Source organism: Microbacterium sp. LWH13-1.2, from assembly GCF_038397735.1.
GTDB lineage: Bacteria > Actinomycetota > Actinomycetes > Actinomycetales > Microbacteriaceae > Microbacterium.
The window spans coordinates 1,916,330-1,941,544 of sequence record NZ_CP151635.1; the positions used below are offsets into that span (position 1 = coordinate 1,916,330).

Here is a 25,215-nt window from a genome sequence, read left to right on the forward strand (position 1 = left end):
CACACCGGCACCTATCAGGGACGGTGGAACGGGTCGTCGTAGAGACGCTCGGGCACGCGAAGCACGAACACCGGAGTTCCGGATGCCCAGATCGCGGCCGCACCCGCGCGCAGCAGGTCGATCTGCGAGTCGCCCTCGGCGACGATCTCGACGTCCGCTCCGACGACGCGGACGGACGCGCCGTTGACCGAATGGATGCCGTCCTTCGACGTGACCTCGGGGTACGGCTCATGCAGCTCCCGGAGGTCGCTGAGGATGTAGGTCGGCCGGGATCCTTCGGGAGCAGCGAGCACGTGCTTGGGACGGTCGATGCCCGTGAGCACGAGCGCGGAGTCGATGCCTGCACGAACGGCACCGAGGATGTCGGTGTCGAGGCGGTCGCCGATGAACAGAGGCTTCTTCGCGCTGAAACGCTCTGTCGCCTCTTCGAAGATCGGAGTCTCGGGCTTCCCCGCGACCGTCGCGAGACGGCCGATGGCCGTGTGCACGGCGGACACGAGCGTCCCGTTGCCGGGGGCGACACCGCGTTCACGCGGGATCGTCCAGTCGGTGTTGGTGGCGATCCAGGGGATGCCGCCGTCCTCCTCTGGCACCTTCAGTGCGAAGGCGGCCTCGGCCAGATCAGTCCAGGCCACTTCGGGAGCGAAGCCCTGCACGACGGCGTCCGGAGCATCCTCTGCGCTGCGGGTCACCGTGTAGCCGGCCTTCTCCGCCTCGTCGACGAGCCCCGCTCCCCCGACGATCAGCAGCGTCGCCGGAGGCGGCACGATCCCGGCGAGCAGGCGCATCGCCGCCTGCGGGCTGGTGATCACATCGGCCGGAGCGACATCGAGCCCGAGGCTCGTCAGGTGCTCGGCTACCGAGGCATCCGTGCGCGACGCGTTGTTCGTGATGTACCCGAGTCGCGCGGACGCCGCAGCGGCGTTGAGGCTCTCCACGGCGTGCGGAAGTGCACCCGGACCCGCATAGACGACACCGTCGAGGTCGGCCAGCACGGCATCCACCCCGGCGAGAGGCGTCCGAAGCGCAGGCTTCTTCGAGAACAACCCCACTACGCCTCCTCGGAGGAGTCGGATGCGGAGCGCTTGTCGTCCTCCGGGGCGGGATCGGACTCGTCGGACGCGAGCGCATCGTCGTCCTCGTCCTCGCCGAGGAGCTCGCGCACCTCGTCGTCGATCGACGGCTCGGGCTCGATGTCTGCGTCCGAGTCCGCTTCTGCGTCTGCATCTGCATCTGCGTCTGCGTCTGCATCTGCATCTGCGTCTGTGTCTGCATCTGCGTCTGCATCTGCGTCTGCATCTGCGTCTGCATCTGCGTCTGCATCTGCGTCTGCATCTGCGTCTGCATCTGCATCTGCATCTGCGTCTGCATCATCCGTGACGGCTTCAGCGCCATCAGCGCGAGCGCTCTCGGCGACGGGCTGCTTTGCGTGGTCCTCGTCGTCGAAGTCCCCTTCGATGAGGCCGTCTTCGATGATGATCTCCTCGTCGCCGGCCTCGTCCACTCCGAGCGCTTCGGCAGCGACCTCGGCACGGTGCGCCCAGAACTCGGCTTCATCGGTGCGTCCGAGGTCCTCGAGAACGGCGGCGCGAGCGGAGAAGAGCGCGGGGCTCCACTCGAACGCGCGGTCCGGGTCGAGCTCCGGGATCTCGAGCTCGCCGAGTGCGAGTTCCAGGTCGCCCTGGTCGAGACGTGCGCCGGACATGGCTATCGCCAGCGAGACGCGGACAGGCGTGGGGAGAGCGGCCCGGTCGATCGCTCGGCCGGTCTCGAGCGCACGGTCGGGACGACCGATCCCGCGCTCGCTGTCGACCATGAGGGCGATCTGATCGTCCTTGCCGGAGATGCGACGGTACGTCCGCAGCTCGCGGAGCGCGAGAGCGAAGTCCTCGGTCGCGTAGGCCGTGATGCCGAGCGTCTCGCGCACGATGGCGATACGACCTGCGCGACGCGACGCCGCGAGGGCGTGCTCGTGGGCGAGCGCCGGGTCTTCGTCGATGAGGCGGGATGCCATGGCCAGGTGACGCGCGACGAGGTCGGCGTTCTCCTTGCTCAGTGTCTTCAGCTCGTTGCGCGCAGAGGTGTGCAGGTCGCGTGCAGTGACGTCGTCCGGAATGTGCGGGTCGTTGAACCGCGGACGGTCGCCATCGGCCTGTACCGGACGTTCGCGACCCGCTCCCCCGCGCTGCGGGTACGAGCGAGACGAGTCACGGTCCTGGCGGGGAGCGCCACCGTCGCGGTTGTCACGGTTGTACCCACCCGAGCGAGGTGCGCCACCATCGCGGTTGTCACGGTTGTACCCACCCGAGCGAGGTGCGCCACCATCGCGGTTGTCACGGTTGTACCCACCCGAGCGAGGTGCGCCACCATCGCGGTTATCGCGGTTGTACCCACCCGAACGGGGAGCCCCGCCATCGCGGTTATCGCGGTTGTACCCACCCGAACGGGGAGCGCCACCATCGCGGTTATCACGGTTGTACCCACCCGAACGGGGAGCGCCACCATCGCGGTTATCACGGTTGTACCCACCCGAACGGGGAGCGCCACCATCGCGGTTATCACGGTTGTACCCACCCGAACGGGGAGCGCCACCATCGCGGCTATCACGGTTGTCGCGGTTGTACCCACCCGAGCGGGGAGCCCCACCGTCGCGGTTGTCGCGGTTGTACCCACCCGAGCGGGGAGCGCCGCCATCGCGGTTATCGCGGTTGTACCCACCCGAGCGGGGAGCCCCGCCATCGCGGTTATCGCGGTTGTACCCACCCGAGCGAGGTGCCCCGCCATCGCGGTTGTCACGGTTGTAGCCACCGGAACGAGGTGCGCCACCGTCGCGGTTGTCACGGTTGTAGCCACCGGAACGAGGTGCGCCACCGTCGCGATTGTCACGGTTATAGCCACCGGTGCGAGGTGCGCCACCGTCGCGATTGTCACGGTTATAGCCACCGGTGCGCGGTGCGCCACCGTCGCGACTATCACGGTTATAGCCACCGGTGCGCGGTGCGCCACCGTCGCGACTATCACGGTTATAGCCACCGGTGCGCGGTGCGCCACCGTCGCGACTATCACGGTTATAGCCACCCGAGCGCGGGGCGCCACCGTCGCGACTATCACGGTTATAGCCACCCGAACGGGGAGCACTGCCGTCGCGGTTGTCGCGGTTGTACCCACCCGAGCGAGGGGCACCACCATCGCGGTTGTACCCACCCGAGCGGGGAGCACCACCCTCACGGCTGTCACGGTTGTAGCCACCCGAACGAGGTGCACCACCATCACGGTTGTCACGGTTGTACCCGCCGGAACGGGGAGCGTCATCACGACGCGGGCCGCTGCTGCGGTTCTGGTCGGGGCGTCCACCGGAAGGACGGTGACCGCGCGATCCATTGTCGTCGTTGCGACGCGGACGGCGCTCTTGGTCTTCCGGCATGATGCTCCCTGTTCTAGATGTTGTTAACGCAAAATGGCCACCCAACGATGGGTGGCCATTTGCTTAAAAGAAGTCCGGCGGTGTCCTACTCTCCCACAGGGTCCCCCCTGCAGTACCATCGGCGCTGTGAGGCTTAGCTTCCGGGTTCGGAATGTAACCGGGCGTTTCCCTCACGCTATGGCCGCCGAAACACTATAGATGTTTCAATCAAAACACATAACAAAGTCATTGTCATGCGGTTCTCGACCGTACATCGAGAACCACTCAGTGGACGCGTAGCACCAACAAACGGTGTGTTATCAAGTCATCGGCTTATTAGTACCAGTCAGCTGCATGCATTACTGCACTTCCACATCTGGCCTATCAACCCAGTAGTCTGGCTGGGAGCCTCTCACCCGAAGGTATGGAAATCTCATCTTGAGGCCGGCTTCCCGCTTAGATGCTTTCAGCGGTTATCCATCCCGAACGTAGCTAATCAGCGGTGCTCCTGGCGGAACAACTGACACACCAGAGGTTCGTCCAACCCGGTCCTCTCGTACTAGGGTCAGATCCTCTCAAATTTCCTACGCGCGCAGCGGATAGGGACCGAACTGTCTCACGACGTTCTAAACCCAGCTCGCGTACCGCTTTAATGGGCGAACAGCCCAACCCTTGGGACCTACTCCAGCCCCAGGATGCGACGAGCCGACATCGAGGTGCCAAACCATGCCGTCGATATGGACTCTTGGGCAAGATCAGCCTGTTATCCCCGAGGTACCTTTTATCCGTTGAGCGACAGCGCTTCCACAAGCCACTGCCGGATCACTAGTCCCGACTTTCGTCCCTGCTCGACCTGTCAGTCTCACAGTCAAGCTCCCTTGTGCACTTACACTCGACACCTGATTGCCAACCAGGTTGAGGGAACCTTTGGGCGCCTCCGTTACTTTTTGGGAGGCAACCGCCCCAGTTAAACTACCCACCAGGCACTGTCCCTGAACCGGATTACGGTTCGAAGTTAGATATCCAGAGTGACCAGAGTGGTATTTCAACAATGACTCCACATGAACTGGCGTCCATGCTTCACAGTCTCCCACCTATCCTACACAAGCCACACCGAACACCAATACCAAGCTGTAGTAAAGGTCACGGGGTCTTTCCGTCCTGCTGCGCGTAACGAGCATCTTTACTCGTAATGCAATTTCGCCGAGTTCGCGGTTGAGACAGTTGGGAAGTCGTTACGCCATTCGTGCAGGTCGGAACTTACCCGACAAGGAATTTCGCTACCTTAGGATGGTTATAGTTACCACCGCCGTTTACTGGGGCTTAAATTCTCAGCTTCGCCTTGCGGCTAACCGGTCCTCTTAACCTTCCAGCACCGGGCAGGCGTCAGTCCGTATACATCGTCTTGCGACTTGGCACGGACCTGTGTTTTTAGTAAACAGTCGCTACCCACTAGTCTCTGCGGCCTCCAAACGCTTTCGGAGCAAGTCCTAATACGTCGAAGGCCCCCCTTCTCCCGAAGTTACGGGGGCATTTTGCCGAGTTCCTTAACCACGATTCTCTCGATCTCCTTGGTATTCTCTACCTGACCACCTGAGTCGGTTTGGGGTACGGGCGGCTAGAACCTCGCGTCGATGCTTTTCTTGGCAGCATAGGATCATCCACTTTTTATCCGCATCGTGTCTCAGCCTATGTGAGAGACGGATTTGCCTATCTCTCGGCCTACGCACTTGCGCCAGGACAACCATCGCCTGGCTTGGACTACCTTCCTGCGTCACACCTGTTAATACGCTAACCGCACCAGAATGGGGTCGTGCGCTAGGCCCAGAGCGTCACCCCGAAGGGATCAGTCACTGGGATTCAGACACTTAGCACTACTGGATTAGCTTGGGCGGTTCTTCGCCGGTACGGGAATATCAACCCGTTGTCCATCGACTACGCCTGTCGGCCTCGCCTTAGGTCCCGACTTACCCAGGGAAGATTAGCTTGACCCTGGAACCCTTGGTCTTTCGGAGGACGTGTTTCTCACACGTCTTTCGCTACTCATGCCTGCATTCTCACTCGTGTAGCCTCCACGGCTGGTTTACACCGCCGCTTCGCTGGCCACACGACGCTCTCCTACCCATCAACACGGCTGGACCACGAAGGCCTACCAATAATGTCAATGCCACAACTTCGGTGGCGTGCTTGAGCCCCGTTACATTGTCGGCGCGGAATCACTTGACCAGTGAGCTATTACGCACTCTTTCAAGGGTGGCTGCTTCTAAGCCAACCTCCTGGTTGTCAAGGCAACTCCACATCCTTTCCCACTTAGCACGCGCTTTGGGACCTTAGTTGGTGGTCTGGGTTGTTTCCCTCTCGACTATGAAGCTTATCCCCCACAGTCTCACTGCTGCGCTCTCACTTACCGGCATTCGGAGTTTGGCTGACGTCAGTAACCTTGTAGGGCCCATCGGCCATCCAGTAGCTCTACCTCCGGCAAGAAACACGCAACGCTGCACCTAAATGCATTTCGGAGAGAACCAGCTATCACGAAGTTTGATTGGCCTTTCACCCCTATCCACAGCTCATCCCCTCAGTTTTCAACCTAAGTGGGTTCGGTCCTCCACGACGTCTTACCGTCGCTTCAACCTGGCCATGGATAGATCACTTCGCTTCGGGTCTAGGACATGCGACTGAATCGCCCTATTCAGACTCGCTTTCGCTACGGCTACCCCACACGGGTTAACCTCGCCACATATCGCTAACTCGCAGGCTCATTCTTCAAAAGGCACGCTGTCACAGCTACTAAGGCTGCTCCAACGGTTTGTAAGCAAACGGTTTCAGGTACTATTTCACTCCCCTCCCGGGGTACTTTTCACCTTTCCCTCACGGTACTTGTCCGCTATCGGTCATCTGGGAGTATTTAGGCTTATCAGGTGGTCCTGACAGATTCACACGGGATTTCACGGGCCCCGTGCTACTTGGGATACTCTTCGCGCCACGGTTGGCATTTCGACTACGGGGTTGGCACCCTCTATGACCGGCCTTTCAAGACCGTTCGTCTATACCATCGTGTAACGCCGCCATCTCGGCAGAGATGACTGAAAAGTCCCACAACCCCCAACGTGCAACGCCTGCCGGCTATCACACACGCTAGGTTTAGCCTGTTCCGGTTTCGCTCGCCACTACTAACGGAATCGCGGTTGCTTTCTCTTCCTGTGGGTACTGAGATGTTTCACTTCCCCACGTTCCCTCTACCCGCCCTATATATTCAGGCGGGAGTCACTAGGTCGGCACGCCGCCCAGCGGGGTTTCCCCATTCGGACACCCTCGGATCAAAACTTGCTTATCAGTTCCCCGAGGCTTATCGCAGATTGCTACGTCCTTCTTCGGCTCCAGATGCCAAGGCATCCACCGTTTGCTCTTAAAGACTTGAAATCACATGAGTTTGAATCAGAATCGACACCAGGCCCGAAAGCCTGCCATGAAATTGACTAATGATCTTTAAGATCATCTTGTGCAACCGACCGAAGCCGGCTGCAAGATGCTCGCGTCCACTGTGTAGTTCTCAAAGTACGGGCGGTACCCCTTCTCGCCACCCCACACGGGGGAAACAACAAGAGGCCCAGAGGTACAGAAACGATCCGAAGATCGCATCCGGTCCCTCAGGACCCAACAGCGTGCAGGTGCGACATCCGAAGCCCTCCCCGTTCCCACCGCAAGCGGTGTACTAAGAGAAACCTTCATCCTTCGCACCATGTCAAATGTTCCACCCATGAGCTCCCAGCGAAGAACGTATGCCTTCGAACTGGGTTCTGGACTCCGAAGAGTCAGATGCTCCTTAGAAAGGAGGTGATCCAGCCGCACCTTCCGGTACGGCTACCTTGTTACGACTTAGTCCTAATTACCGATCCCACCTTCGACGGCTCCCTCCACAAGGGTTAGGCCACCGGCTTCAGGTGTTACCGACTTTCATGACTTGACGGGCGGTGTGTACAAGACCCGGGAACGTATTCACCGCAGCGTTGCTGATCTGCGATTACTAGCGACTCCGACTTCATGAGGTCGAGTTGCAGACCTCAATCCGAACTGGGACCGGCTTTTTGGGATTCGCTCCACCTCGCGGTATTGCAGCCCTTTGTACCGGCCATTGTAGCATGCGTGAAGCCCAAGACATAAGGGGCATGATGATTTGACGTCATCCCCACCTTCCTCCGAGTTGACCCCGGCAGTATCCCATGAGTTCCCACCATTACGTGCTGGCAACATAGAACGAGGGTTGCGCTCGTTGCGGGACTTAACCCAACATCTCACGACACGAGCTGACGACAACCATGCACCACCTGTTTACGAGTGTCCAAAGAGTTGACCATTTCTGGCCCGTTCTCGTATATGTCAAGCCTTGGTAAGGTTCTTCGCGTTGCATCGAATTAATCCGCATGCTCCGCCGCTTGTGCGGGTCCCCGTCAATTCCTTTGAGTTTTAGCCTTGCGGCCGTACTCCCCAGGCGGGGAACTTAATGCGTTAGCTGCGTCACGGAATCCGTGGAATGGACCCCACAACTAGTTCCCAACGTTTACGGGGTGGACTACCAGGGTATCTAAGCCTGTTTGCTCCCCACCCTTTCGCTCCTCAGCGTCAGTTACGGCCCAGAGATCTGCCTTCGCCATCGGTGTTCCTCCTGATATCTGCGCATTCCACCGCTACACCAGGAATTCCAATCTCCCCTACCGCACTCTAGTCTGCCCGTACCCACTGCAGGCCGGAGGTTGAGCCTCCGGATTTCACAGCAGACGCGACAAACCGCCTACGAGCTCTTTACGCCCAATAATTCCGGATAACGCTTGCGCCCTACGTATTACCGCGGCTGCTGGCACGTAGTTAGCCGGCGCTTTTTCTGCAGGTACCGTCACTTTCGCTTCTTCCCTGCTAAAAGAGGTTTACAACCCGAAGGCCGTCATCCCTCACGCGGCGTTGCTGCATCAGGCTTGCGCCCATTGTGCAATATTCCCCACTGCTGCCTCCCGTAGGAGTCTGGGCCGTGTCTCAGTCCCAGTGTGGCCGGTCACCCTCTCAGGCCGGCTACCCGTCGACGCCTTGGTGAGCCATTACCTCACCAACAAGCTGATAGGCCGCGAGCCCATCCCCAACCAATAAATCTTTCCAGTAACTGACCATGCGGTCGCTACTCGTATCCAGTATTAGACGCCGTTTCCAGCGCTTATCCCAGAGTCAGGGGCAGGTTGCTCACGTGTTACTCACCCGTTCGCCACTGATCCCACAGAGCAAGCTCCGTGTTCACCGTTCGACTTGCATGTGTTAAGCACGCCGCCAGCGTTCATCCTGAGCCAGGATCAAACTCTCCGTAAAAAAGAAATGCATACGACACCGGGAAAACGGTGACGCAGCGAGTTTGATGCTGACCAAAGAGACAAATCATTGCTGACTTTATCCGTTGCCAACCCCACAAGGAGGTTGGTCTTTGATCCAAAGGAATCTCATCCAGCCGAAGCTGAATCGAGGTTATTTGGCATTTGACAAGTGCACGCTGTTGAGTTCTCAAGGATCGGATGCTCCCACGACCCAGTCATCACAACCAGGCCCGAAGGGCAACTTCTCTATCTTAGCCACCCCGACTCGCTTGTCAAATCAGCGCGCCGTGCAGATCTTGGATCCGCTGCGCAGCTGTTGACAGCCGCAGATTGGGTGGATCTCCCATCCTAGACGCAGGCGTCTGTTCTCACAAGTGAGTGGAGTGGGAGGTGGTTCTCCGCTTGAGGGGGGTGAAGCTCTCGGCCTCTCCGCTTCCCTGTGGGGCGAACAAGTAATAAGTTACGTGGGTTCCGGGGTTCTGGCAAATCGAGGCACCACCCCCGGGCGTGTCGCACCCGATGCTATCCGGGGTTTTCCCAGTCCAGGCTGGATTATCGCCTTGGATCGGCGTCACGAGTACGATCGCAGCGTGATGCACCCCCCGATTCCCTCCCCCTCCGCTGCCCTGGTGGAGCGGGTGTTCTCCGAGCTCGGCTTGACGGACCAGAAGGTGGATCTCGACGTCGTGCCACCGCATCCCGTCCCCCTCCCCTCACGCCTGGCCACCGCGGATCTCGCGTGGGCGAGCGTGTGCGCAGTCGGCCTGGTGGCCGGCATCCGCGAACGTCCCGATCCGGATCGCATCTCAACCGCCTACAGGAGCGATCGTGTTCTCGCGGTCGATGGCATCGCGCCCGACGTCTGGTCGGCGCACTCGGGGTTCTGGCGCTCGGCCGACGGATGGGTGCGCACCCACGGCAACTATCCGCACCACGCCCAGCGGCTCCTCACCGGGCTCGGACTCGATCCGGGCGCGAGCGGTGACGACGTGCGCGAGGCCATCCTGGAGTGCACGACGACCGAGGCGGTCGGACTCATCACCGCAGAACGCGGCCTCGCCGTCCCCGTGCTCGGCGAGGACCCTCACCTCGATGCGCGGTGGCGCTCCGCTCCCCTGCTCGATGTCACACGGCCGGATGCCGTGGATAACCGCGGTCGTCTCCGCAGCACTCCGCTCGCGCAGGACCGCGGTGCACCACTCGCCGGCATTCGCATCCTCGACCTCACGCGCGTGATCGCAGGCCCCGTGTGCACCCGGACTCTCGCGCTGCTCGGCGCCGACGTGCTCCGAGTGGATCCGCCAGACCTGCCGGAGCCCGAATGGCAGCACCTCGACACCGGCCACGGCAAGAGAACGACGTTGCTCGAGGCGAGAAGCGAGCGCTTCCGCGAACTCCTCGCCGCCGCGGATGTCGTCGTGCTCGGATACCGGCCGTCATCGCTCGACCACCTCGGCCTGTCCGCATCCGCGCTGACCGAGCGGTATCCGGGGCTGGTGATCGCCCAGCTGAGCGCCTGGGGCATGGACGAGCCGGATCGAGCCGGCTTCGACAGCCTGGTGCAGGCCGCATCGGGGATCTCGCTGATCGAGTCGCCCGACGGCGATCGGCCAGGAGCACTCCCTGCCCAGGCACTCGACCACAGCGCCGGCTACCTGCTCGCGACCGCTGTCATCGCGCTGCTGGAGCGGCGTCGACGCGAAGGCGGCAGCTGGACGGTGCGCACGTCACTGCGTCGGGTGGCCGCTGAGCTGCTCGGGATGCCTCGCGCCGATGAGCCGGAACCTCCGCGCGAGGTCGACACCGGCGCTCACTCCACGACGTTCGACGTCGCCGGGCGGAAGGTCACCACGGCGAGTGCCGCACTTCCCGGGCTCGAGTTCGCGGCGCCGCATCGCTGGGGGTCGGATCAGCCGCGCTGGTGATTCCGGCGGAAGAGGGGCAGGGCCAGGCACAGCGCGAGGGTCAGCGCGCCCCACAGCGCGCAGGCCGGAGGCAGTATCCGATACGCGAGGTGCTGATACGTGAACTCCTCGGTGAAGGGACCGTACGCCAGGTATCCGATGACCGTGGCCGTCACCAGCACCACCGGAAGCGACAGCCACCACGAGATCCGGACTCCCGCAGGCAGTGTCCTGGCCACCTCGCCCCGCGGTTCGGTTCGACGCAGGCGGAGCGTCGCCCAGATCGCGATCACCACAAGGCCGATCACGCTCGACCCGTGCTGCAGCCACTTGTAGCCGGTCAGAGGGCCCCACATCTCGTCGAGCGCGGGGAAGGCATCGACGCCCCAGCGCCCCTCGTGCGTGAAGAGATCCCAGACGATGTGCGACAGCACCCCCAGGATCAGCGAGACGGCGAGCAGCACCGGGTACAGCCGGCGCGTCGACCCGGCACCCACAGCGAGTCGTGCCGCCTCCGCTCCCGATCGGGACCACTCGGCAGGAATCCGGGTCGCCAGCCAGAGCGGGGCGAATTCACCGACGGCCGGACGGAGCACGACCCGCCAGATGACGAACAGCACGAAAGCGACCAGGGCAGTCCACACCACGTTGTCGAACGTGTGCGTGAACGAGTAGTCGAGGCCGACACCGCGCAGGAACAGGGGAAGGTCGGGCGTCATCGCGCCGATCGCGATCGCGGCCGGCACCAGCGGAGTGCGGATGAAGGGCAGTGCGACCAGGGCGTGGCTCGGTGTGAACGGCATCCGATGTCTCCTGTCGGTTCGGCCGGTGTGAAGCGTGACGGCGGCCACCCGAGAACAGCCCAGGTGACCGCCGTCTCGCGATCAGAAGTCGATCGTCAGGCGAGGAAGACTCCCGCAAGGGTCTTCTTGCCGCGGCGGAGCACGGAGACGCCGCCGGGCAGGGTTCCCTGCACGGTGGCCGCCTCGTCATCGACGCGTTCGCCGTCGAGCGACACGCCGCCCTGACCGATCGCACGGCGAGCCTCGGACAGGCTCGAGACCAGCCCCGTCGCGACGAGCGCGTCGACGACCGACGAGCCCTCGTCGACCGTGACGTTCGGGAGCTCTTCCAACGCGGTGCGCAGCGTCGATGCGTCCAGCGCGGTCAGATCCCCCTGGCCGAACAGAGCATCGGATGCCGCGATCACGGCGGCCGTCGCATCGATCCCGTGGACCGTCGCGACGACCTCGAGCGCCAGGCGCTTCTGCGCGGCACGCCGGAACGGCTCGGACTCGACGAGCGCCTCGTACTCCTCGATCTCGGCGCGGGTCAGGAACGTGAAGACCTTCAACCGCTCGATGACGTCGGCATCCGCCGTGCTGAGCCAGAACTGGTACATCCGGTACGGGCTGCACATCTCCGGATCCAGCCAGATCGCATTGCCCTCGCTCTTGCCGAACTTGGTGCCGTCGCTGTTCGTGATCAGCGGCGTGCCGATCGCGTGCGCGGCGACGCCCTCGGACCGACGGATGAGATCGGTGCCGCTGGTGAGGTTGCCCCACTGGTCGGAGCCGCCCGTCTGCAGGACGCAGTCGTACTGGCGGTACAGCTCGAGGAAGTCCATGCCCTGCAGGATCTGGTAGCTGAACTCGGTGTAGCTGATGCCCTCATCCGAATTCAGTCGCGCGGCGACTGCATCCTTCTTGAGCATCGTGCCCACACGGTAGTGCTTGCCGATCTCGCGCAGGAAGTCGATCGCCGACAGCGGCGCCGTCCAGTCGAGGTTGTTCACGATGCGGGCGGCGTTGTCGCCCTCGAAGCTCAGGTAGCGCTCGACCTGCGTCCGCAGGCGTCCGACCCACTCCTCGACGGTCTCACGCGTGTTGAGCGTACGCTCGGCAGTGGGCCGCGGGTCTCCGATGAGGCCGGTCGAGCCGCCGACCAGGCCCAGCGGCCTGTGCCCGGCGAGCTGGATGCGACGCAGCGTCAGCAGCTGCACCAGGTTGCCGAGGTGCAGGCTGGCAGCAGTCGGGTCGAAACCGCAGTAATACGTGATCGGGTCCCCGGCGAGAAGGGCGCGCAGCGCCTCCTGGTCAGTGGACACATGGACGAGGCCGCGCCACAGCAGTTCGTCCCACACGTTCTCGAACGTGGGGTCGATCGCCGGCGGGGCGGTCGTCAGATCGGTATTCGACACGCGCTCCAGGCTATCAGCGGTCAGTGCCTGCCATTCGCCTCCGCACGGGCGGATCGCCGCTGTCAGCTGTGGGCTGCCCACCACACCAGGAACGCCGCGCCGAGACCGATCACCCAGCTCACGAGACTGCCCACCAGGAAGTACTCGGCCCGCGCCCCGGTCTCACCGTCGCGCGAGATCTCGGGGAATCGCACGATGCCCTTGGCCGCGAGCATCGCCGCGAGGATCGGGTAGGCGGCGGCCAGAGTGAGGATCATCACCAGGATGCGCTCGAGCGGCCCGATCAGCCGGCCGCCTTTGAATCCCGCACGAGGATCGGACGCCGGGATACGGGCGGTCGCCCCCTCGACAGCCGCGTCCTCGGCAGTCGCGCCCTCGACAGCCGCGTCCTCGACCGCGGCGTCATGCCCCTGTTCGGCGGCGACGCCGTCGGAGGCGGCAGGGATCGAGACCTCGGTGTCGGACGCGACGAGCCGCAGCTCGGCGGGACGCCAGGTGTGCTCGCCGTCGAGCGCGGCGCGCACCACGAGGTTCGAGGACTCGAGCAGGAAGACAGCCGCGCCCAGGGTGAGTATCGCGAGATCGAACGGGACGTCGCCGACGGGTGAACGCAACGTCCACACCGAACCGATCAGACCGGCATCCGCTCGAGCACCGAGCCACACCACGGCACCGATGCACAGCACGCCGAGCAGCACGGCGGGCCAGAACCCGAGCGGTGCCGGTCGCTCCGACGGCATGCACCAGACCCACAACGCACCGACGACCAGACCTGCGAGCATCGGCAGCAGCGCATCGCTCACGCTGCCGAGGAGCAGCAGGATGACGGCCACCACGAGGTAGCCGATCCACCGACGCGGTGCGAACTGCCGCACGAGATCGGCGGCACCCACCGCCAGCAGCAGGAATCCGGCGACGATCATGCGTTCGATCCTCTCAAGGCGGCCACTCCCTCGATCAGTGCGGCGCTCCCCGCGCTCCTCAGCGACTTCGAGACGCTCGGCTGCGAGATGCCCTCCTCGGCCGCCAGCTCATGCTGAGATCTGCCGATCAGGCGCCCGTAGGTGAGACGGCGCTCGCGCTCGTTCATCGCGCCGACGAGCTCGTCACGGACGAGGAGGTAGGCGTTCGATGCGGCGATCACGCTGTCCATGACCTCATCCTGCCCGGGAGCACCGACAATCCATGTGCGCGTGCGCGGCACGGCGCGGCCCTCCCTCGCATGCACGGTCTCGATCGCGGCTCGCGCGGCGTACCAGCCGGGGCCGTCGGCGAGTTCGCCGTGCACGGAGTCGACCGCGCGCACGTCGCCGACACCGATCCCGAAGCGGAAGGCGATGCCGTCGGGAAGAGCGAGCTGGATCATCAGGAGCGACACCATCGCGTCTTCGAGCGCAAGGTAGACACCCTGCTGCTCGTCGCCTACCGTGGGCGTCAGCGGCTGCTGCGCGAGGGGCAGATCACCCTCCACCCGCCTGATGGTGTCGTCGAGGATGCGCTGCGCCGCCGACCGATCGTCGAGCTGACGAGAGCCCACGATATCGGCGAGTACGGCGATGACCATGTGATAACCGTATCACGAATAACTTCCATTTATGCCCTATTTGGCTATAGTCTCGGAACATGCCTGAATCACACATCATCCCCTGGGCCGACGGCTCCTGGACACACGCACCTGCCGCTCTCGCCACAGAGGGCGAGAGCCTCGCCGTGACCGCCGTGGAGGGCAGCGACGCCTGGCGTCACACCGCCTACGGCTTCGTGCACGACACCGAGCATGCGCTTCTCGCTCCCCTGGCGGTGGGAGACGCGATGGACGTCACCTTCCGCGCACCGTGGGACGGCCAGTTCGACCAGGCAGGTGTCTTCGTGCGCATCGACGACGAGCACTGGATCAAGGCGGGCGTCGAGTATGCCGACGAGCATCTCGGCCTCGGAGCCGTCGTCACCGACATCCGCTCCGACTGGTCGGTCGGGTACGTCGACGACTGGCACGGCAGCGAGATCACCGTCCGCGTGAGCCGCTGGGCGGATGCCGTGATCGTGCGCGCACGTGCGGACGACGGCGAATGGCGCCTCGTCAGGGTCGCTCCGTTCGACGGCGATGCCGCCGCATCCGCCGGTCCTTTCCTCGCCGGGCCCACGCGTTCCGGTCTCGTCGTGCGTTTCACCCGCTGGACTCGTTCGGCCGCCGACGCCGCGCTGCACTGAGCCGCGTCGACAGACCATCAGCGGAGAACCGAAAGGCCCGCGGAGACTCTCGTCGAGAGTGTCCGCGGGCCGTTCTGCGTGGTGCGAGTCGTCGCGCCGCCGAGACGCCGGCTAGAGGCCGAGCGCGTGCGCGGCCGCCTGAGCCCGGGCCACGAGCTCGGCGCGCTGCTCGGCCACCCGCACGGGCGCGGTCCCTCCGGCTCCGGTGCGCGATGCCACCGACCCCTCGATCGTGAGAACCTCACGGACATCCGGCACCAGGTGCGGCGATACCGACAGCAGCAGCTCGTCGGAGGCGTCCTCGAGGCCGATCCCCTGCTCCTCGCAGGCGCGGACGAGGGCGCCGGAGATCTCGTGCGCATCGCGGAACGGGACACGCCGCTTGACGAGCCACTCGGCGACATCTGTCGCCAGCGAGAAGCCCTGAGGTGCGAGCGCCGCCATCCGCTCGGTGTCGAAGCGCAGCGTCGCGATCATTCCGGCGAACGCGGGGAGCACGACCTCGAGCGTCTGCACCGAGTCGAAGACCGGCTCCTTGTCCTCCTGCAGGTCGCGGTTGTAGGCGAGCGGGAGGCCCTTGAGCGTGGCCATGAGACCCGACAGGTTTCCGATCAGACGCCCGGACTTTCCGCGAGCCAGCTCGGCGATGTCGGGGTTCTTCTTCTGCGGCATGATGCTCGACCCGGTCGAGTAGCTGTCGTGCAGCGTCACGAATCCGAACTCCCGCGTGTTCCAGAGGATGATCTCCTCGCTCAGACGCGAGATGTCGACGCCGGTCATCGCGGTGATGAAGGCGAACTCGGCCACCACGTCGCGTGCGGCCGTGCCGTCGAGCGAGTTCTCGGCCGGACGATCGAGGCCCAGCTCGGTCGCGACGAGAGCCGGGTCGAGGCCGAGCGTCGACCCCGCGAGGGCTCCCCCGCCGTAGGGCGAGACGCCGGCACGACGACGCCAGTCGACGAGGCGCTCGAGCTCCCGCACGAGCGGCCATGCGTGCGCCTGCAGGTGATGGGCGAGCAGCACCGGCTGCGCGTGCTGCAGGTGCGTGCGTCCGGGGAGGATCGCGTCGGGGTGCGCCTCCGCCTGCGCGACGAGCGCGTCGATGACGCGGAGCAGGTCGCGGGCGATCACGCGGGCATGATCGATCAGATACATCCGCACGAGCGTGGCGATCTGGTCGTTGCGGCTGCGGCCTGCGCGCAGGCGCCCGCCCAGCTCCGGCCCGAGCTCGGCGATCAGCGCCTGCTCGAGAGCACCGTGCACGTCCTCATCGGAGGGGACGGGCTGCAGGGTGCCGTCCGCGACCTTGCGCGCGACGGCATCCAGTCCCTCGTGCATCCGCGCCGCCTCATCGGACTCGAGGTATCCGGCCGCCGCGAGCGCGGTCGCGTGGGCGTGGGAGCCGGCGATGTCGTACGGTGCGAGCACCCAGTCGAAGTGCGTCGAGCGGCTGAGCTCGACCAGCTCGGGTGAGGGTCCGCTCGCGAAACGAGCTCCCCACAGCGCGCCCTCGTTGGTGCCTTCGTTCTTCGAGTCGACCATCACGCGTCCTTCTTGCCGAGCAGCCAGACGAGCAGCGCTTTCTGGGCGTGCAGACGGTTCTCGGCCTCGTCCCAGACGACGCTCTGCGGGCCGTCGATCACCTCGGAGTCGACCTCGTAGCCACGGTCGGCGGGGAGGCAGTGGATGAAGATCGCCTCGGGATCGGCGATCTGCATCGTCTCGGGTGTCACCTTGTAGCCCCCGAGATCGCGGATGCGCGCGAGCTTCTCCTCCTCCTTGCCCATCGACACCCAGGTGTCGGTGACCACGACGTCCGCACCGGCCGCCGCCTCGACGGCGTCGGTGTAGAGGGTGATGGACCCGCCGGTCTCGGCGGCACGGCGGTCGGCCGCCTCGACGACGTCGGCGCGAGGCGCGTAGTCGGCGGGCGACGCGATCCGCACGTGCATGCCGGCGGTGACGCCTGCCAGCGCGTAGGAGTGCGCCATGTTGCTCTGCCCGTCCCCGAAGAAGGTCAGCGTGAGGCCCTTCAGGTCTCCCTTGTGCTCGCGGATCGTGAGGAGGTCGGCGAGCAGCTGGCACGGGTGGAAGTCGTCGGACAGCGCGTTGACGACGGGGACCGTGGTTCCCTCCGCCATCTCCTCGAGCCCCGCCTGCGCGTAGGTGCGCCACACGATGGCCGCGACCTGTCGTTCGAGAACGCGAGCCGTGTCGGACGGAGTCTCCTTGCCGCCGAGCTGGCTGCTGGCCGTGGAGATGATCAACGGCGAGCCGCCGAGGTCGGCGATGCCCACCGCGAACGAGACGCGGGTGCGGGTCGAGGACTTGTCGAAGATCACCGCGACCGTCTGGGGACCGGCGAGCGCCTTGTTCGCCCAGCGGTCCTTCTTCAGCTCGATGGCGAGATCGAGGATCTCCGCCTGCTCGGCGGGGGTCAGATCGTCGTCACGCAGAAGGTGGCGGGTCATGCGAGGGCCTTTCCGGATTCGGTGAGGGATGCCTGGACATCGGCGAGCGATGCGGCGAAGAGTTCGCGGAACTCGGCGAGTTCGGCGTCGCCGATGGTGAGCGCTGGCGCGATGCGCACGGTCTCGGGGTTCGCGGCGTTCACGATGAGCCCGCGCTCCTGGGCGGCGGCGACCACGTCGTTCGCGACGGGAGCGCTGAGTGCCACGCCGATGAGGAGCCCCCGGCCGCGGATCCCGGTGACGAGGGGCGAGTCGAGCCCGGTGATGATCTCACGGAGCTCCTCGCCCCGACGCGCGGCGTTGTCGACGAGGCCCGCGCTCTCGATCTCGGTGAGCACCGCGTCGGCCACAGCGGTCGCCAGCGGGTTGCCGCCGAACGTCGAGCCGTGCGAACCGGGGGTGAAGAGCGAGCTCGCCGCGCCGTAAGTGACGAGTGCGCCGATCGGAAAGCCGCCGCCGATGCCCTTCGCGAGCGTGATGGCGTCGGGGGTGATGCCCTCGTGGCTGAATCCGAACCAGGCTCCGGTGCGTCCCGCGCCCGTCTGGATCTCGTCGACGATGAGCAGTGCCCCGTGCTTCAGAGTCAGCGACCGCGCCGCCTGCAGGTAGCCCTCCGGCAGTTCGACGACACCGGCTTCGCCCTGGATGGGCTCCACGATCACGGCCGCGACCCGATCGTCGATCGCTGCCTCGAGGGCCTCGATCGTCGCCGGGATGTGCTCGACGCCGCCGGGCATCGGCTCGAAGGGCGCGCGCATCGCAGCCTTGGCAGTGAGCGCGAGCGAGCCCATGGTGCGCCCGTGGAACCCGTTCTCGAGGGCGATGATGCGCGGCTTCTCCGTGCCGCCGTGCAGACGGGCGAGCTTGAACGCCGCCTCGTTGGCCTCGGCTCCGGAGTTCGAGAAGAACACGCGGCCGTCGATGCCGGCACCGGCGAGGCGCTTCAGCCGTGCGGCGAGCGCGAGCTGCGACGGAGTGGCGAAGTAGTTCGACACGTGTGCGAGAGTCGCCGCCTGCCGTGAGACGGCCTCGACGAACACCGGATGCGCGTGCCCGAGCGACGTCACCGCGATGCCGGCGAGGAAGTCGAGGTGGCGCTTGCCCTCGGAGTCCCAGAGGTATGAGCCCTCGCCACGAGTGAGCATCGCCAGGCGGGGCCCGGCGTTGAGGACCAGATCGCTCGCTGCGTCATCCTGCCAATTGCTCATGCGTTCGTCCCTGCGCTTCCCATGACCACTTCTGTTCCGATTCCCTTGCTGGTGAAGAGTTCGACGAGCACCGAGTGCGGCACGCGTCCGTCGATGATGGCGGCGGCGTCGACGCCGCCTTGGATCGCATCCAGGCAGGCCTTCATCTTCGGGATCATGCCGGATTCGAGTGTCGGGAGCATCTCGATGAGCGCCTCCGAGGTGAGGTGCGAGACGAGCGAGTCGCGGTTGGGCCAGTCGGCGTAGAGCCCGGGGACATCCGTGAGGATGACGAGCTTGCGTGCGTTCAGCGCCACGGCGAGGGCTGCAGCCGCGGCATCCGCGTTCACGTTGAGGGACTGACCGGGGTGGTCGAGATCGGGCGCGATGCTGGAGACCACCGGCACTCGGCCGGCAGCCAGGTGGTCGAGCACGGGCGTCGGGTCGACCTCGACGACGTCTCCGACGCGACCGAGATCGATCTCCTCGCCGTCGATCACCACGCCTCGACGACGACCTCCGAAGAGCCCCGCGTCCTCCCCGCTGAGACCGGTCGCGATCGGACCGTGCGAGTTGATCTTCGAGACGAGCTGCGGGTTCACCTGACCGGTGAGAACCATGCGCACGACGCTGATGGCCTCGGTGTTCGTGACGCGGTAACCGCCCTTGAACTCGCTCGGGATCTCGAGCCGCTGCAGCATGTCGGAGATCTGCGGCCCACCGCCGTGCACGACCACCGGCTGCACGCCGACGTAGCGCAGGTAGGCGATGTCCTGCGCGAACGCCTCCTGCAGCTCGTCCGAGACCATGGCGTTGCCGCCGTACTTGACCACGACGATCTGGTCGCGGAACTTCTTCAGCCACGGAAGCGACTCGATGAGCGTCGCGGCCTTGACCGCGGCGACGTCTGGCGTGGTGTCCTGGATGTCGGTCATGAGGCGTAGGCGCTGTTCTCGTGCACGTAATCGTGGGTGAGGTCGTTCGTGAGGATCGTGGCCGTGGCGTCGCCGACCTTGAGGTCGATCACCAGGTGCGTAGCACGGGGCGTCAGGTCGACCTCCTCGCGGGGGCGATCGGGGCCGCCTTCGCTGCACACGCGCACGCCGTTCATCCAGACATCCACGTCGTACGGGTCGAACTGGGCGTTCGTGGTGCCGATCGCGGCGAGCACTCTGCCCCAGTTGGGGTCGTTTCCGAAGATCGCCGCCTTGAACAGATTGTTGCGGGCGACCGAGCGGCCGACCTCCACCGCTTCGCCCTCGGAGACCGCGTGCTGCACCTCGATGGTGATGTCGTGGCTCGCGCCCTCGGCATCCCCCTGCAGCTTGACCGCGAGCTGCTGGCACAGCTCCCGCAGTGCGGCCGAGAAATCCTCGAGGTCGGGAGTGACGCCGGACGCGCCGTTCGCGAGCAGGGTGACCTGGTCGTTCGTCGACATGCATCCGTCGGAGTCGAGCCGGTCGAACGTGGTTCCGGTCGCGGCACGCAGCGCGGCATCCGCCTCGAGCGGCTCGAGCACGGCATCCGTGGTGATGACGACCAGCATGGTCGCAAGGCCGGGGGCGAGCATGCCCGCGCCCTTGGCCATTCCGCCGATGCTCCAGCCGTCGCGGCTGACGACGGCGGTCTTCGACACGCTGTCGGTGGTCATGATGGCCTCGGCCGCGACCTCGCCGCCGTCGGCCGACAGCTCGGCGATCGCCTGCTCGGTGCCCGTGAGCACCTTGGCACGGAAGACCTCGTCGCCGACGCCGATGAGACCGGTCGAGCACACGAGCACGTCGCCGGCGCTAATGCCGAGGAGCTCTGCGGCCCGCTCGGCGGTCTGGTGCGTGGTCTGGAAGCCGAAGCTGCCGGTGAAGCAGTTCGCTCCCCCCGAGTTCAGCACGACCGCCTCGACCACGCGATCGGCGACGGCCTGCTGCGACCAGATGATCGGGTTGGCCTTGGCACGGTTGCTCGTGAAGACCGCGGCGCCGACTTTGCGCGGGCCACGGTTGACGACCACGGCGACATCGGGCTTGCCGGTCGTCTTGAGGCCGGCGGCGACTCCGGCCGCCTCGAATCCTGCGGGGGCGGTGACGCTCACGGCGCGACTCCGTTCACTGAGAGAGCGCGGGACTCGGGCAGCCCCAGCGCGAGGTTCATGGACTGGATGGCAGCGCCTGCGGTGCCCTTGACGAGGTTGTCGACGGCGGTCACCACGGTCACTCTGTTCGCCGCGCGATCGATGGCGAGACCGATCAGGGCGGTGTTCGCACCGACGACGTCGGCCGTGCGCGGGAACTGACCGGTCGGCAGGAGCTGCACGAAGGTCTCGTCACCGTAAGCCTCTTCCCACGCGGCCCGGATCTCGGCATCGCTGACGCCATCGATGATCGGTGCGGTCGACGTGGCGAGGATCCCCCTCGACATCGGCACGAGCACGGGCGTGAACGAGATGCGGATGCCGTCGGGCGCCGCTCCGGACGCCGCGGCGAGCGCCTGGCGGATCTCGGGGATGTGCCGATGGGTGCCGCCGACCGCATAGGGGTTGGCGCTGCCGAGGATCTCGCTCGCGAGCAGGTTGGTCTTGAGGCTCTTGCCTGCGCCCGAGGGGCCGACGGCGAGCACCGAGACGATGTCCCCCGCGTCGATCACTCCCGCGGCGACCCCCGGAGCGAGGCTCAGACTCACGGTCGAGGCGTTGCACCCGGGCGCGGCGATCCGCGTGGCGCCACGCAGCATCTCCCTCTGCTTGACGCCGCCGACCAGCAGCTCGGGCACGCCGTACGCCCAGGGCTCGTGGAAGTCGCCCCCGTAGAACGAGTCCCATGAGTCCTGCGAGGTGAGTCGGTGGTCGGCTCCCGCATCGATCACGAGCGGGGTGTCGCCGAGCGCGTCCGTGTACTGGCCGGACTGACCGTGCGGGAGAGCGAGGAAGACGATGTCGTGCCCTGAGAGGATCTCGGGGGTCGTGTCCTGCAGCGTGAGATGGGCGAGAGAGCGCAGATGCGGCTGATGCTGCACCAGCGGTTGGCCTGCATTCGAGTGCGCCGTGACGGTGCGGATCTCGATGTCGGGATGCGACGCGAGGAGGCGCAGGATCTCGCCGCCCGCGTAGCCGGATGCGCCGGAGACGGCGACGGAGTACGTCATGCTTCTACCTTAACGGTCGGGCCCCGTGTCGAACTCGGGGTGCAGTGTCGGGAACCGGGGCGGCGACACCGGCACTCGACCGCCGTGCGTGTGCAGGCAGAAGCGCAGGGTCGCCTAGAGTCGGCGGCCGCTGCGGCGTCGGCGCACGGCGATGACGCTCGGAGCGAGCGTCAGAGTTGCGGTGGCGGCCGAAGGCATGCCGCGACGATAGCGCGCTCGTCGCGGCATGCGCAAATCCGATCCGTCACGCAGAGGCGGCAGAGGCGAACGGTGCGGCGAAGAAGGCGAGCTCGTGAGCGCTCGACACCTCGAAGGCTCTGAGCATCCGAGCCCGGGCGGCCGGGGCGGCGGTCGCCGCAGCGGCCGAGACCAGGGCGATCGCCTGGTCCGTGGCGTCCTCGAACGCCGGGTCCGCGTAGGTTGCGAGCCAGGAGGCGTACGGATGCCGGGGATCCCGCGCATATTCGCCGAACTCCCCCGCGTGCAGACGCTGGCCGAGGTCGGTGTAGAGCCAGAAGCACGGCAGAACCGCGGCGATGAGTTCGGCGTAGTCGCCTCCGAACGCCACGGAGCGCAGGTGGTCGAGGTAGGCCACGGTCGCAGGAGCGGGAGCGACCGAGAACATCGCCGCATCCACTCCCTCATCCGGAGTCAGCCACGACGCATGGAGCTCGAGCTCGCCGATGATCGCTCCCTCGGCGGAGCGCGCCCAGAATGCCTGCTCGTGCGGAGTGGGTGCGAGGCGTGAGGCTTCGGCGAGCACGCGGGCGTACTCGCGGAGGTACAGCGCGTCCTGCGCGAGGTAGAACAGGAACGGCTCCCGAGCGAGAGTGCCGCCGGCCAGTCCGCGGATGAAGGGGAGTTCGTCGATCCCCGCCCTCACATCGGCCGTGCGCGCCCACCACGCGGCCCGGATCTGTTCCGGCGTCGGTCTCGTCTCGAGCCCGCCGCGCTCCCACAGCCCCGCGAAATGGCTGACCGGTCCGTGACCGCGTCCGACATGCAGCGGCTCGCTCTCGCGCAGTGACTCGCGCAGCCACGCCCGGGTCGAGGCGACGGCGTCGACGGCCGTCTCGCCACGAGCCAGACGGGTGGCCAGCGCGGAGGAGAGCGAGCACCCCGTGCCGTGTGTGTTCGCGGTGCGGATCCGAGTGCCCTGGTACTCCCGTCTCACTCCCTCGGCGGCGTCCACGAGCGCATCGGGGACGTCGTCCCCGGCGAGATGCCCGCCCTTGACGAGCACCGCCGCCCCGATCGCCGTCGACAGATCCTCCGCTGCGGCGAGCGCTTCATCCCACCCCGCGATCGTCCGCCCGGCCAGCACGGCGAGCTCGCCGAGGTTGGGGGTCACGACATGTGCACGCCGGAGGAGCTCTCGAACTGCCGCCTCGGCATCTTCATCGAGCAGCCTGTCGCCGCTGGTGGCGACCATCACCGGGTCGACGACGACGATCGGCGGCCGAACGGCATCGAGCCAGTCGGCGACCGTGCGGGTGACGTCGGCGTTCGCGAGCATCCCGATCTTGACCGCGTCGATGACGATGTCGTCGGAGATCGCATCGAGCTGCTCGCGCAGGAAGGCCGCAGGCGGCACATGCACGCCGCGCACGCCGATGGTGTTCTGAGCGGTCAGCGCGGTGAGCGCCGCCATGCCATATCCTCCGTTCGCGGCGATCGACTTGAGGTCGGCCTGGATCCCCGCTCCACCGGAAGGGTCACTCCCGGCGATGCTGAGCACCCTCGGCGTGCCCGCCGCGCGCCAACGACGCACGAATGCCCCCGCGGTCTCGGCCGGATCCGCAGCCGCGCACAGCGCCGAGACCACGGCGAGGCCGGCCGCGCCCGCAGCCCGCAGCCGTTCGGTGTCGTCGATCGCCACGCCCCCGATCGCCACGCACGGTATCTCGGCCGCCTCGACGAGGGTGCGGAACCCCTCGATGCCGAGGGCGGGCGGATGGTCGGGCTTGGTGGTGGTGGGGCGGATGACGCCGACGCCCAGATAGTCGACCGTGCCGGGCGGCAGCGCGCGCACAGCCTCGAAGTGCTCCAGGCTGTTCGCCGTGAGGCCGATGAGCGCCTCGACGCCCAGAGCTTCTCGTGCGCGCAGCACCGGCGCGTCGCCCTGCCCGAGATGCACGCCGTCGACGCGCGCGCCCTGCTCCCGCGCGGCGAGGGCAGCATCCAGGCGGTCATTCACGACCAGCAGTGCACGACCGTCGATCACGCGCGAGAGCTCGACGAGCTGCGTCGCGATCTCGGCATCCGTCGCCGTCTTGTCCCGCAGCTGCACGACGCGGACACCCCCGTCGACGGCGCGGCGGACGGTCTCGACGAGACCGCGTTCCCCGCAGAGATCCGGGTCCGTCACCAGATACAGCGAGAGGTCCGCGATCACAGCGCATGCTCCTCGACGCGTGCCGCACCGCCGATGTCGTGCGGCTCCACGGATGCGAGCGCGTCGAGGAGCTCGACCGCGAAGCTGCCAGGTCCCGAGGCCCGTGCGGCGGCGCGTTCCGCAGCGATCGTGTACACCAGGCTCGCCGACGCGACGGCGGTCAGCGGATCGATCCCCGCGGTGCGGGCGGCCCCCAGGAAGGCGGCCATCACGGCGCCCAGTGCGCACCCGCCACCGGTGACCCTGGTGAGCAGCTCGTCGCCGTTCGCGATCCGCACGACGCGCCGCCCGTCGGTGATCAGGTCGACCGGCCCCGAGACGGCGACGACCGAGCCGTGACGGGCCGCGAGTGCGAGGGCGGCGTCGGAGGCGGCATCCGTGGTGTCGGTGGCATCGACCCCACGCCCTCCGGCGCTGAGTCCTGCGAGTGCGAGGATCTCGGACGCGTTCCCGCGGATCGCCGTGGGGCGCCGGGCGACGAGGTCGTGCGCGAGCGCGGTGCGCACGGGCAGCGAACCGATCGCGACCGGATCGAGCACCCAGGGAGTGCCGGAGGCTGCGGCACCGGCGACGGCTTCGAGGATCGCGGCCCGCTGCTCGGGGGTCGGAGTTCCGAGGTTGATCAGCACTCCGGACGCGACGCCCGCGAAGAGGCCCGCCTCGTCGACGATGTCGACCATCGCGGGTGCTGCCCCGAGAGCCAGCAGCACGTTGGCCGTGAAGCCCGTGACGACGGAATTGGTGATGCAGTGGGTCAGCGGTGGTGACTCACGGAGCGCGGACAGCAGCTCGGCGGCCGAGGCCACCAGGGTCGATTCGGATTCTGGACGCAGACGATCGCTCAATGCGACATCCCTTCGCTAGTACGAACTAGATCAGGTTCGACGGGTCTGTTCTCAGCCGCGGATGCGGCACCCCGTGTCACTGCTCGAAGTCTAGCGACGACCGGACA

The 25,215-nt window shown here is 66.0% G+C and carries 17 protein-coding genes, 3 rRNA genes and 1 riboswitch; of the genes, 3 read left to right on the forward strand and 17 right to left on the reverse strand.

Features of this window, described 5'->3' with window-relative positions; genetic code table 11:
- Positions 1-14: 14 nt before the first annotated feature.
- Complete coding sequence (locus MRBLWH13_RS09100) at positions 15-1,052, reverse strand: HAD-IIA family hydrolase (protein ID WP_341954433.1); 1,038 nt, start codon at positions 1,050-1,052, stop codon at positions 15-17.
- On the reverse strand, positions 1,052-2,014 hold the full coding sequence (locus MRBLWH13_RS09105) for a hypothetical protein (protein ID WP_341954435.1): 963 nt from the start codon (positions 2,012-2,014) through the stop codon (positions 1,052-1,054). Before MRBLWH13_RS09105 ends, MRBLWH13_RS09100 begins: the two co-directional genes overlap by 1 nt.
- A gap of 102 nt (positions 2,015-2,116) precedes the next feature.
- Here MRBLWH13_RS09105 and MRBLWH13_RS09110 point away from each other — a divergent pair, with 102 nt between their 5' ends.
- On the forward strand, positions 2,117-3,451 hold the full coding sequence (locus tag MRBLWH13_RS09110; RefSeq protein ID WP_341954437.1) for a hypothetical protein: 1,335 nt from the start codon (positions 2,117-2,119) through the stop codon (positions 3,449-3,451).
- A gap of 45 nt (positions 3,452-3,496) precedes the next feature.
- Here MRBLWH13_RS09110 and rrf read toward each other — a convergent pair.
- The 3 genes from rrf to MRBLWH13_RS09125 form a co-directional block, all read right to left on the reverse strand.
- Positions 3,497-3,613, reverse strand: a 5S ribosomal RNA gene (rrf, locus tag MRBLWH13_RS09115).
- Between the two features lie 106 nt (positions 3,614-3,719).
- Positions 3,720-6,823 (reverse strand): 23S ribosomal RNA (locus tag MRBLWH13_RS09120).
- A gap of 407 nt (positions 6,824-7,230) precedes the next feature.
- A 16S ribosomal RNA gene (locus tag MRBLWH13_RS09125) occupies positions 7,231-8,755 on the reverse strand.
- The 16S, 23S and 5S rRNA genes sit together here, the layout of an rRNA operon.
- 595 nt (positions 8,756-9,350) lie before the next feature.
- On the opposite strand from MRBLWH13_RS09125, the gene MRBLWH13_RS09130 reads away from it, so the two are divergent.
- Positions 9,351-10,682, forward strand: coding sequence for a CoA transferase (locus tag MRBLWH13_RS09130; protein WP_341958269.1), 1,332 nt, complete (start codon positions 9,351-9,353; stop codon positions 10,680-10,682).
- Here MRBLWH13_RS09130 and MRBLWH13_RS09135 read toward each other — a convergent pair.
- From MRBLWH13_RS09135 to MRBLWH13_RS09150, 4 genes are all read right to left on the reverse strand, one after another.
- Positions 10,667-11,464 (reverse strand): DUF4184 family protein, encoded by a 798-nt coding sequence (locus tag MRBLWH13_RS09135; protein WP_341954439.1) that lies wholly within the window; start codon positions 11,462-11,464, stop codon positions 10,667-10,669. The two genes, MRBLWH13_RS09130 and MRBLWH13_RS09135, sit on opposite strands and share 16 nt — an antisense overlap.
- Positions 11,465-11,559: 95 nt before the next feature.
- Entirely contained in the window at positions 11,560-12,861 is a 1,302-nt protein-coding gene (gene tyrS, locus MRBLWH13_RS09140; RefSeq protein ID WP_341954442.1) for a tyrosine--tRNA ligase, read from the reverse strand.
- Between the two features lie 62 nt (positions 12,862-12,923).
- The gene (locus MRBLWH13_RS09145; RefSeq protein ID WP_341954445.1) at positions 12,924-13,784 is read right to left on the reverse strand and encodes a hypothetical protein; all 861 of its coding nucleotides are present in this window, start codon (positions 13,782-13,784) and stop codon (positions 12,924-12,926) included.
- On the reverse strand, positions 13,781-14,425 hold the full coding sequence (locus MRBLWH13_RS09150; protein WP_341954447.1) for a SatD family protein: 645 nt from the start codon (positions 14,423-14,425) through the stop codon (positions 13,781-13,783). Before MRBLWH13_RS09150 ends, MRBLWH13_RS09145 begins: the two co-directional genes overlap by 4 nt.
- Positions 14,426-14,484: 59 nt before the next feature.
- Here MRBLWH13_RS09150 and MRBLWH13_RS09155 point away from each other — a divergent pair, with 59 nt between their 5' ends.
- Positions 14,485-15,072 (forward strand): DUF1349 domain-containing protein, encoded by a 588-nt coding sequence (locus tag MRBLWH13_RS09155; RefSeq protein WP_341954450.1) that lies wholly within the window; start codon positions 14,485-14,487, stop codon positions 15,070-15,072.
- 111 nt (positions 15,073-15,183) lie between these two features.
- On the opposite strand, the gene argH is transcribed toward MRBLWH13_RS09155, so the two are convergent.
- The 8 genes from argH to thiM form a co-directional block, all read right to left on the reverse strand.
- The gene (gene argH / locus MRBLWH13_RS09160) at positions 15,184-16,614 is read right to left on the reverse strand and encodes an argininosuccinate lyase (protein WP_341954451.1); all 1,431 of its coding nucleotides are present in this window, start codon (positions 16,612-16,614) and stop codon (positions 15,184-15,186) included.
- Positions 16,614-17,543, reverse strand: coding sequence for an ornithine carbamoyltransferase (argF, locus tag MRBLWH13_RS09165; RefSeq protein WP_341954452.1), 930 nt, complete (start codon positions 17,541-17,543; stop codon positions 16,614-16,616). The genes argH and argF overlap by 1 nt, the downstream gene beginning before the upstream one ends.
- Positions 17,540-18,751, reverse strand: a complete 1,212-nt coding sequence (locus tag MRBLWH13_RS09170) for an acetylornithine transaminase (RefSeq protein WP_341954453.1) — start codon at positions 18,749-18,751, stop codon at positions 17,540-17,542. The genes argF and MRBLWH13_RS09170 overlap by 4 nt, the downstream gene beginning before the upstream one ends.
- Positions 18,748-19,665, reverse strand: a complete 918-nt coding sequence (gene argB / locus MRBLWH13_RS09175) for an acetylglutamate kinase (protein ID WP_056513034.1) — start codon at positions 19,663-19,665, stop codon at positions 18,748-18,750. Before argB ends, MRBLWH13_RS09170 begins: the two co-directional genes overlap by 4 nt.
- Complete coding sequence (gene argJ, locus MRBLWH13_RS09180) at positions 19,662-20,819, reverse strand: bifunctional glutamate N-acetyltransferase/amino-acid acetyltransferase ArgJ (protein WP_341954457.1); 1,158 nt, start codon at positions 20,817-20,819, stop codon at positions 19,662-19,664. Before argJ ends, argB begins: the two co-directional genes overlap by 4 nt.
- Positions 20,816-21,868, reverse strand: coding sequence for an N-acetyl-gamma-glutamyl-phosphate reductase (gene argC / locus MRBLWH13_RS09185; protein ID WP_341954459.1), 1,053 nt, complete (start codon positions 21,866-21,868; stop codon positions 20,816-20,818). Before argC ends, argJ begins: the two co-directional genes overlap by 4 nt.
- Before the next feature lie 244 nt (positions 21,869-22,112).
- A complete protein-coding gene (locus MRBLWH13_RS09190; RefSeq protein ID WP_341954461.1) occupies positions 22,113-24,263 on the reverse strand; it encodes a bifunctional hydroxymethylpyrimidine kinase/phosphomethylpyrimidine kinase in 2,151 nt (716 codons plus the stop codon).
- Entirely contained in the window at positions 24,260-25,108 is an 849-nt protein-coding gene (thiM, locus tag MRBLWH13_RS09195; RefSeq protein WP_341954463.1) for a hydroxyethylthiazole kinase, read from the reverse strand. The genes MRBLWH13_RS09190 and thiM overlap by 4 nt, the downstream gene beginning before the upstream one ends.
- Positions 25,099-25,192, reverse strand: a riboswitch (TPP riboswitch). Its footprint overlaps the gene before it by 10 nt.
- Between the last annotated feature and the right edge of the window lie 23 nt (positions 25,193-25,215).

Excerpts from the sequence above, each read along its gene's own strand:
- MRBLWH13_RS09105 (WP_341954435.1), bottom strand. The coding sequence starts at position 2,014 with ATGGCATCCCGCCTCATCGACGAAGACCCGGCGCTCGCCCACGAGCAC.
- MRBLWH13_RS09130 (WP_341958269.1), top strand. The coding sequence starts at position 9,351 with ATGCACCCCCCGATTCCCTCCCCCTCCGCTGCCCTGGTGGAGCGGGTG.
- MRBLWH13_RS09135 (WP_341954439.1), bottom strand. The coding sequence starts at position 11,464 with ATGCCGTTCACACCGAGCCACGCCCTGGTCGCACTGCCCTTCATCCGC.
- MRBLWH13_RS09145 (WP_341954445.1), bottom strand. The coding sequence starts at position 13,784 with ATGATCGTCGCCGGATTCCTGCTGCTGGCGGTGGGTGCCGCCGATCTC.
- MRBLWH13_RS09150 (WP_341954447.1), bottom strand. The coding sequence starts at position 14,425 with ATGGTCATCGCCGTACTCGCCGATATCGTGGGCTCTCGTCAGCTCGAC.
- MRBLWH13_RS09155 (WP_341954450.1), top strand. The coding sequence starts at position 14,485 with ATGCCTGAATCACACATCATCCCCTGGGCCGACGGCTCCTGGACACAC.
- argH (WP_341954451.1), bottom strand. The coding sequence starts at position 16,614 with ATGGTCGACTCGAAGAACGAAGGCACCAACGAGGGCGCGCTGTGGGGA.
- argF (WP_341954452.1), bottom strand. The coding sequence starts at position 17,543 with ATGACCCGCCACCTTCTGCGTGACGACGATCTGACCCCCGCCGAGCAG.
- MRBLWH13_RS09170 (WP_341954453.1), bottom strand. The coding sequence starts at position 18,751 with ATGAGCAATTGGCAGGATGACGCAGCGAGCGATCTGGTCCTCAACGCC.
- argB (WP_056513034.1), bottom strand. The coding sequence starts at position 19,665 with ATGACCGACATCCAGGACACCACGCCAGACGTCGCCGCGGTCAAGGCC.
- argC (WP_341954459.1), bottom strand. The coding sequence starts at position 21,868 with ATGACGTACTCCGTCGCCGTCTCCGGCGCATCCGGCTACGCGGGCGGC.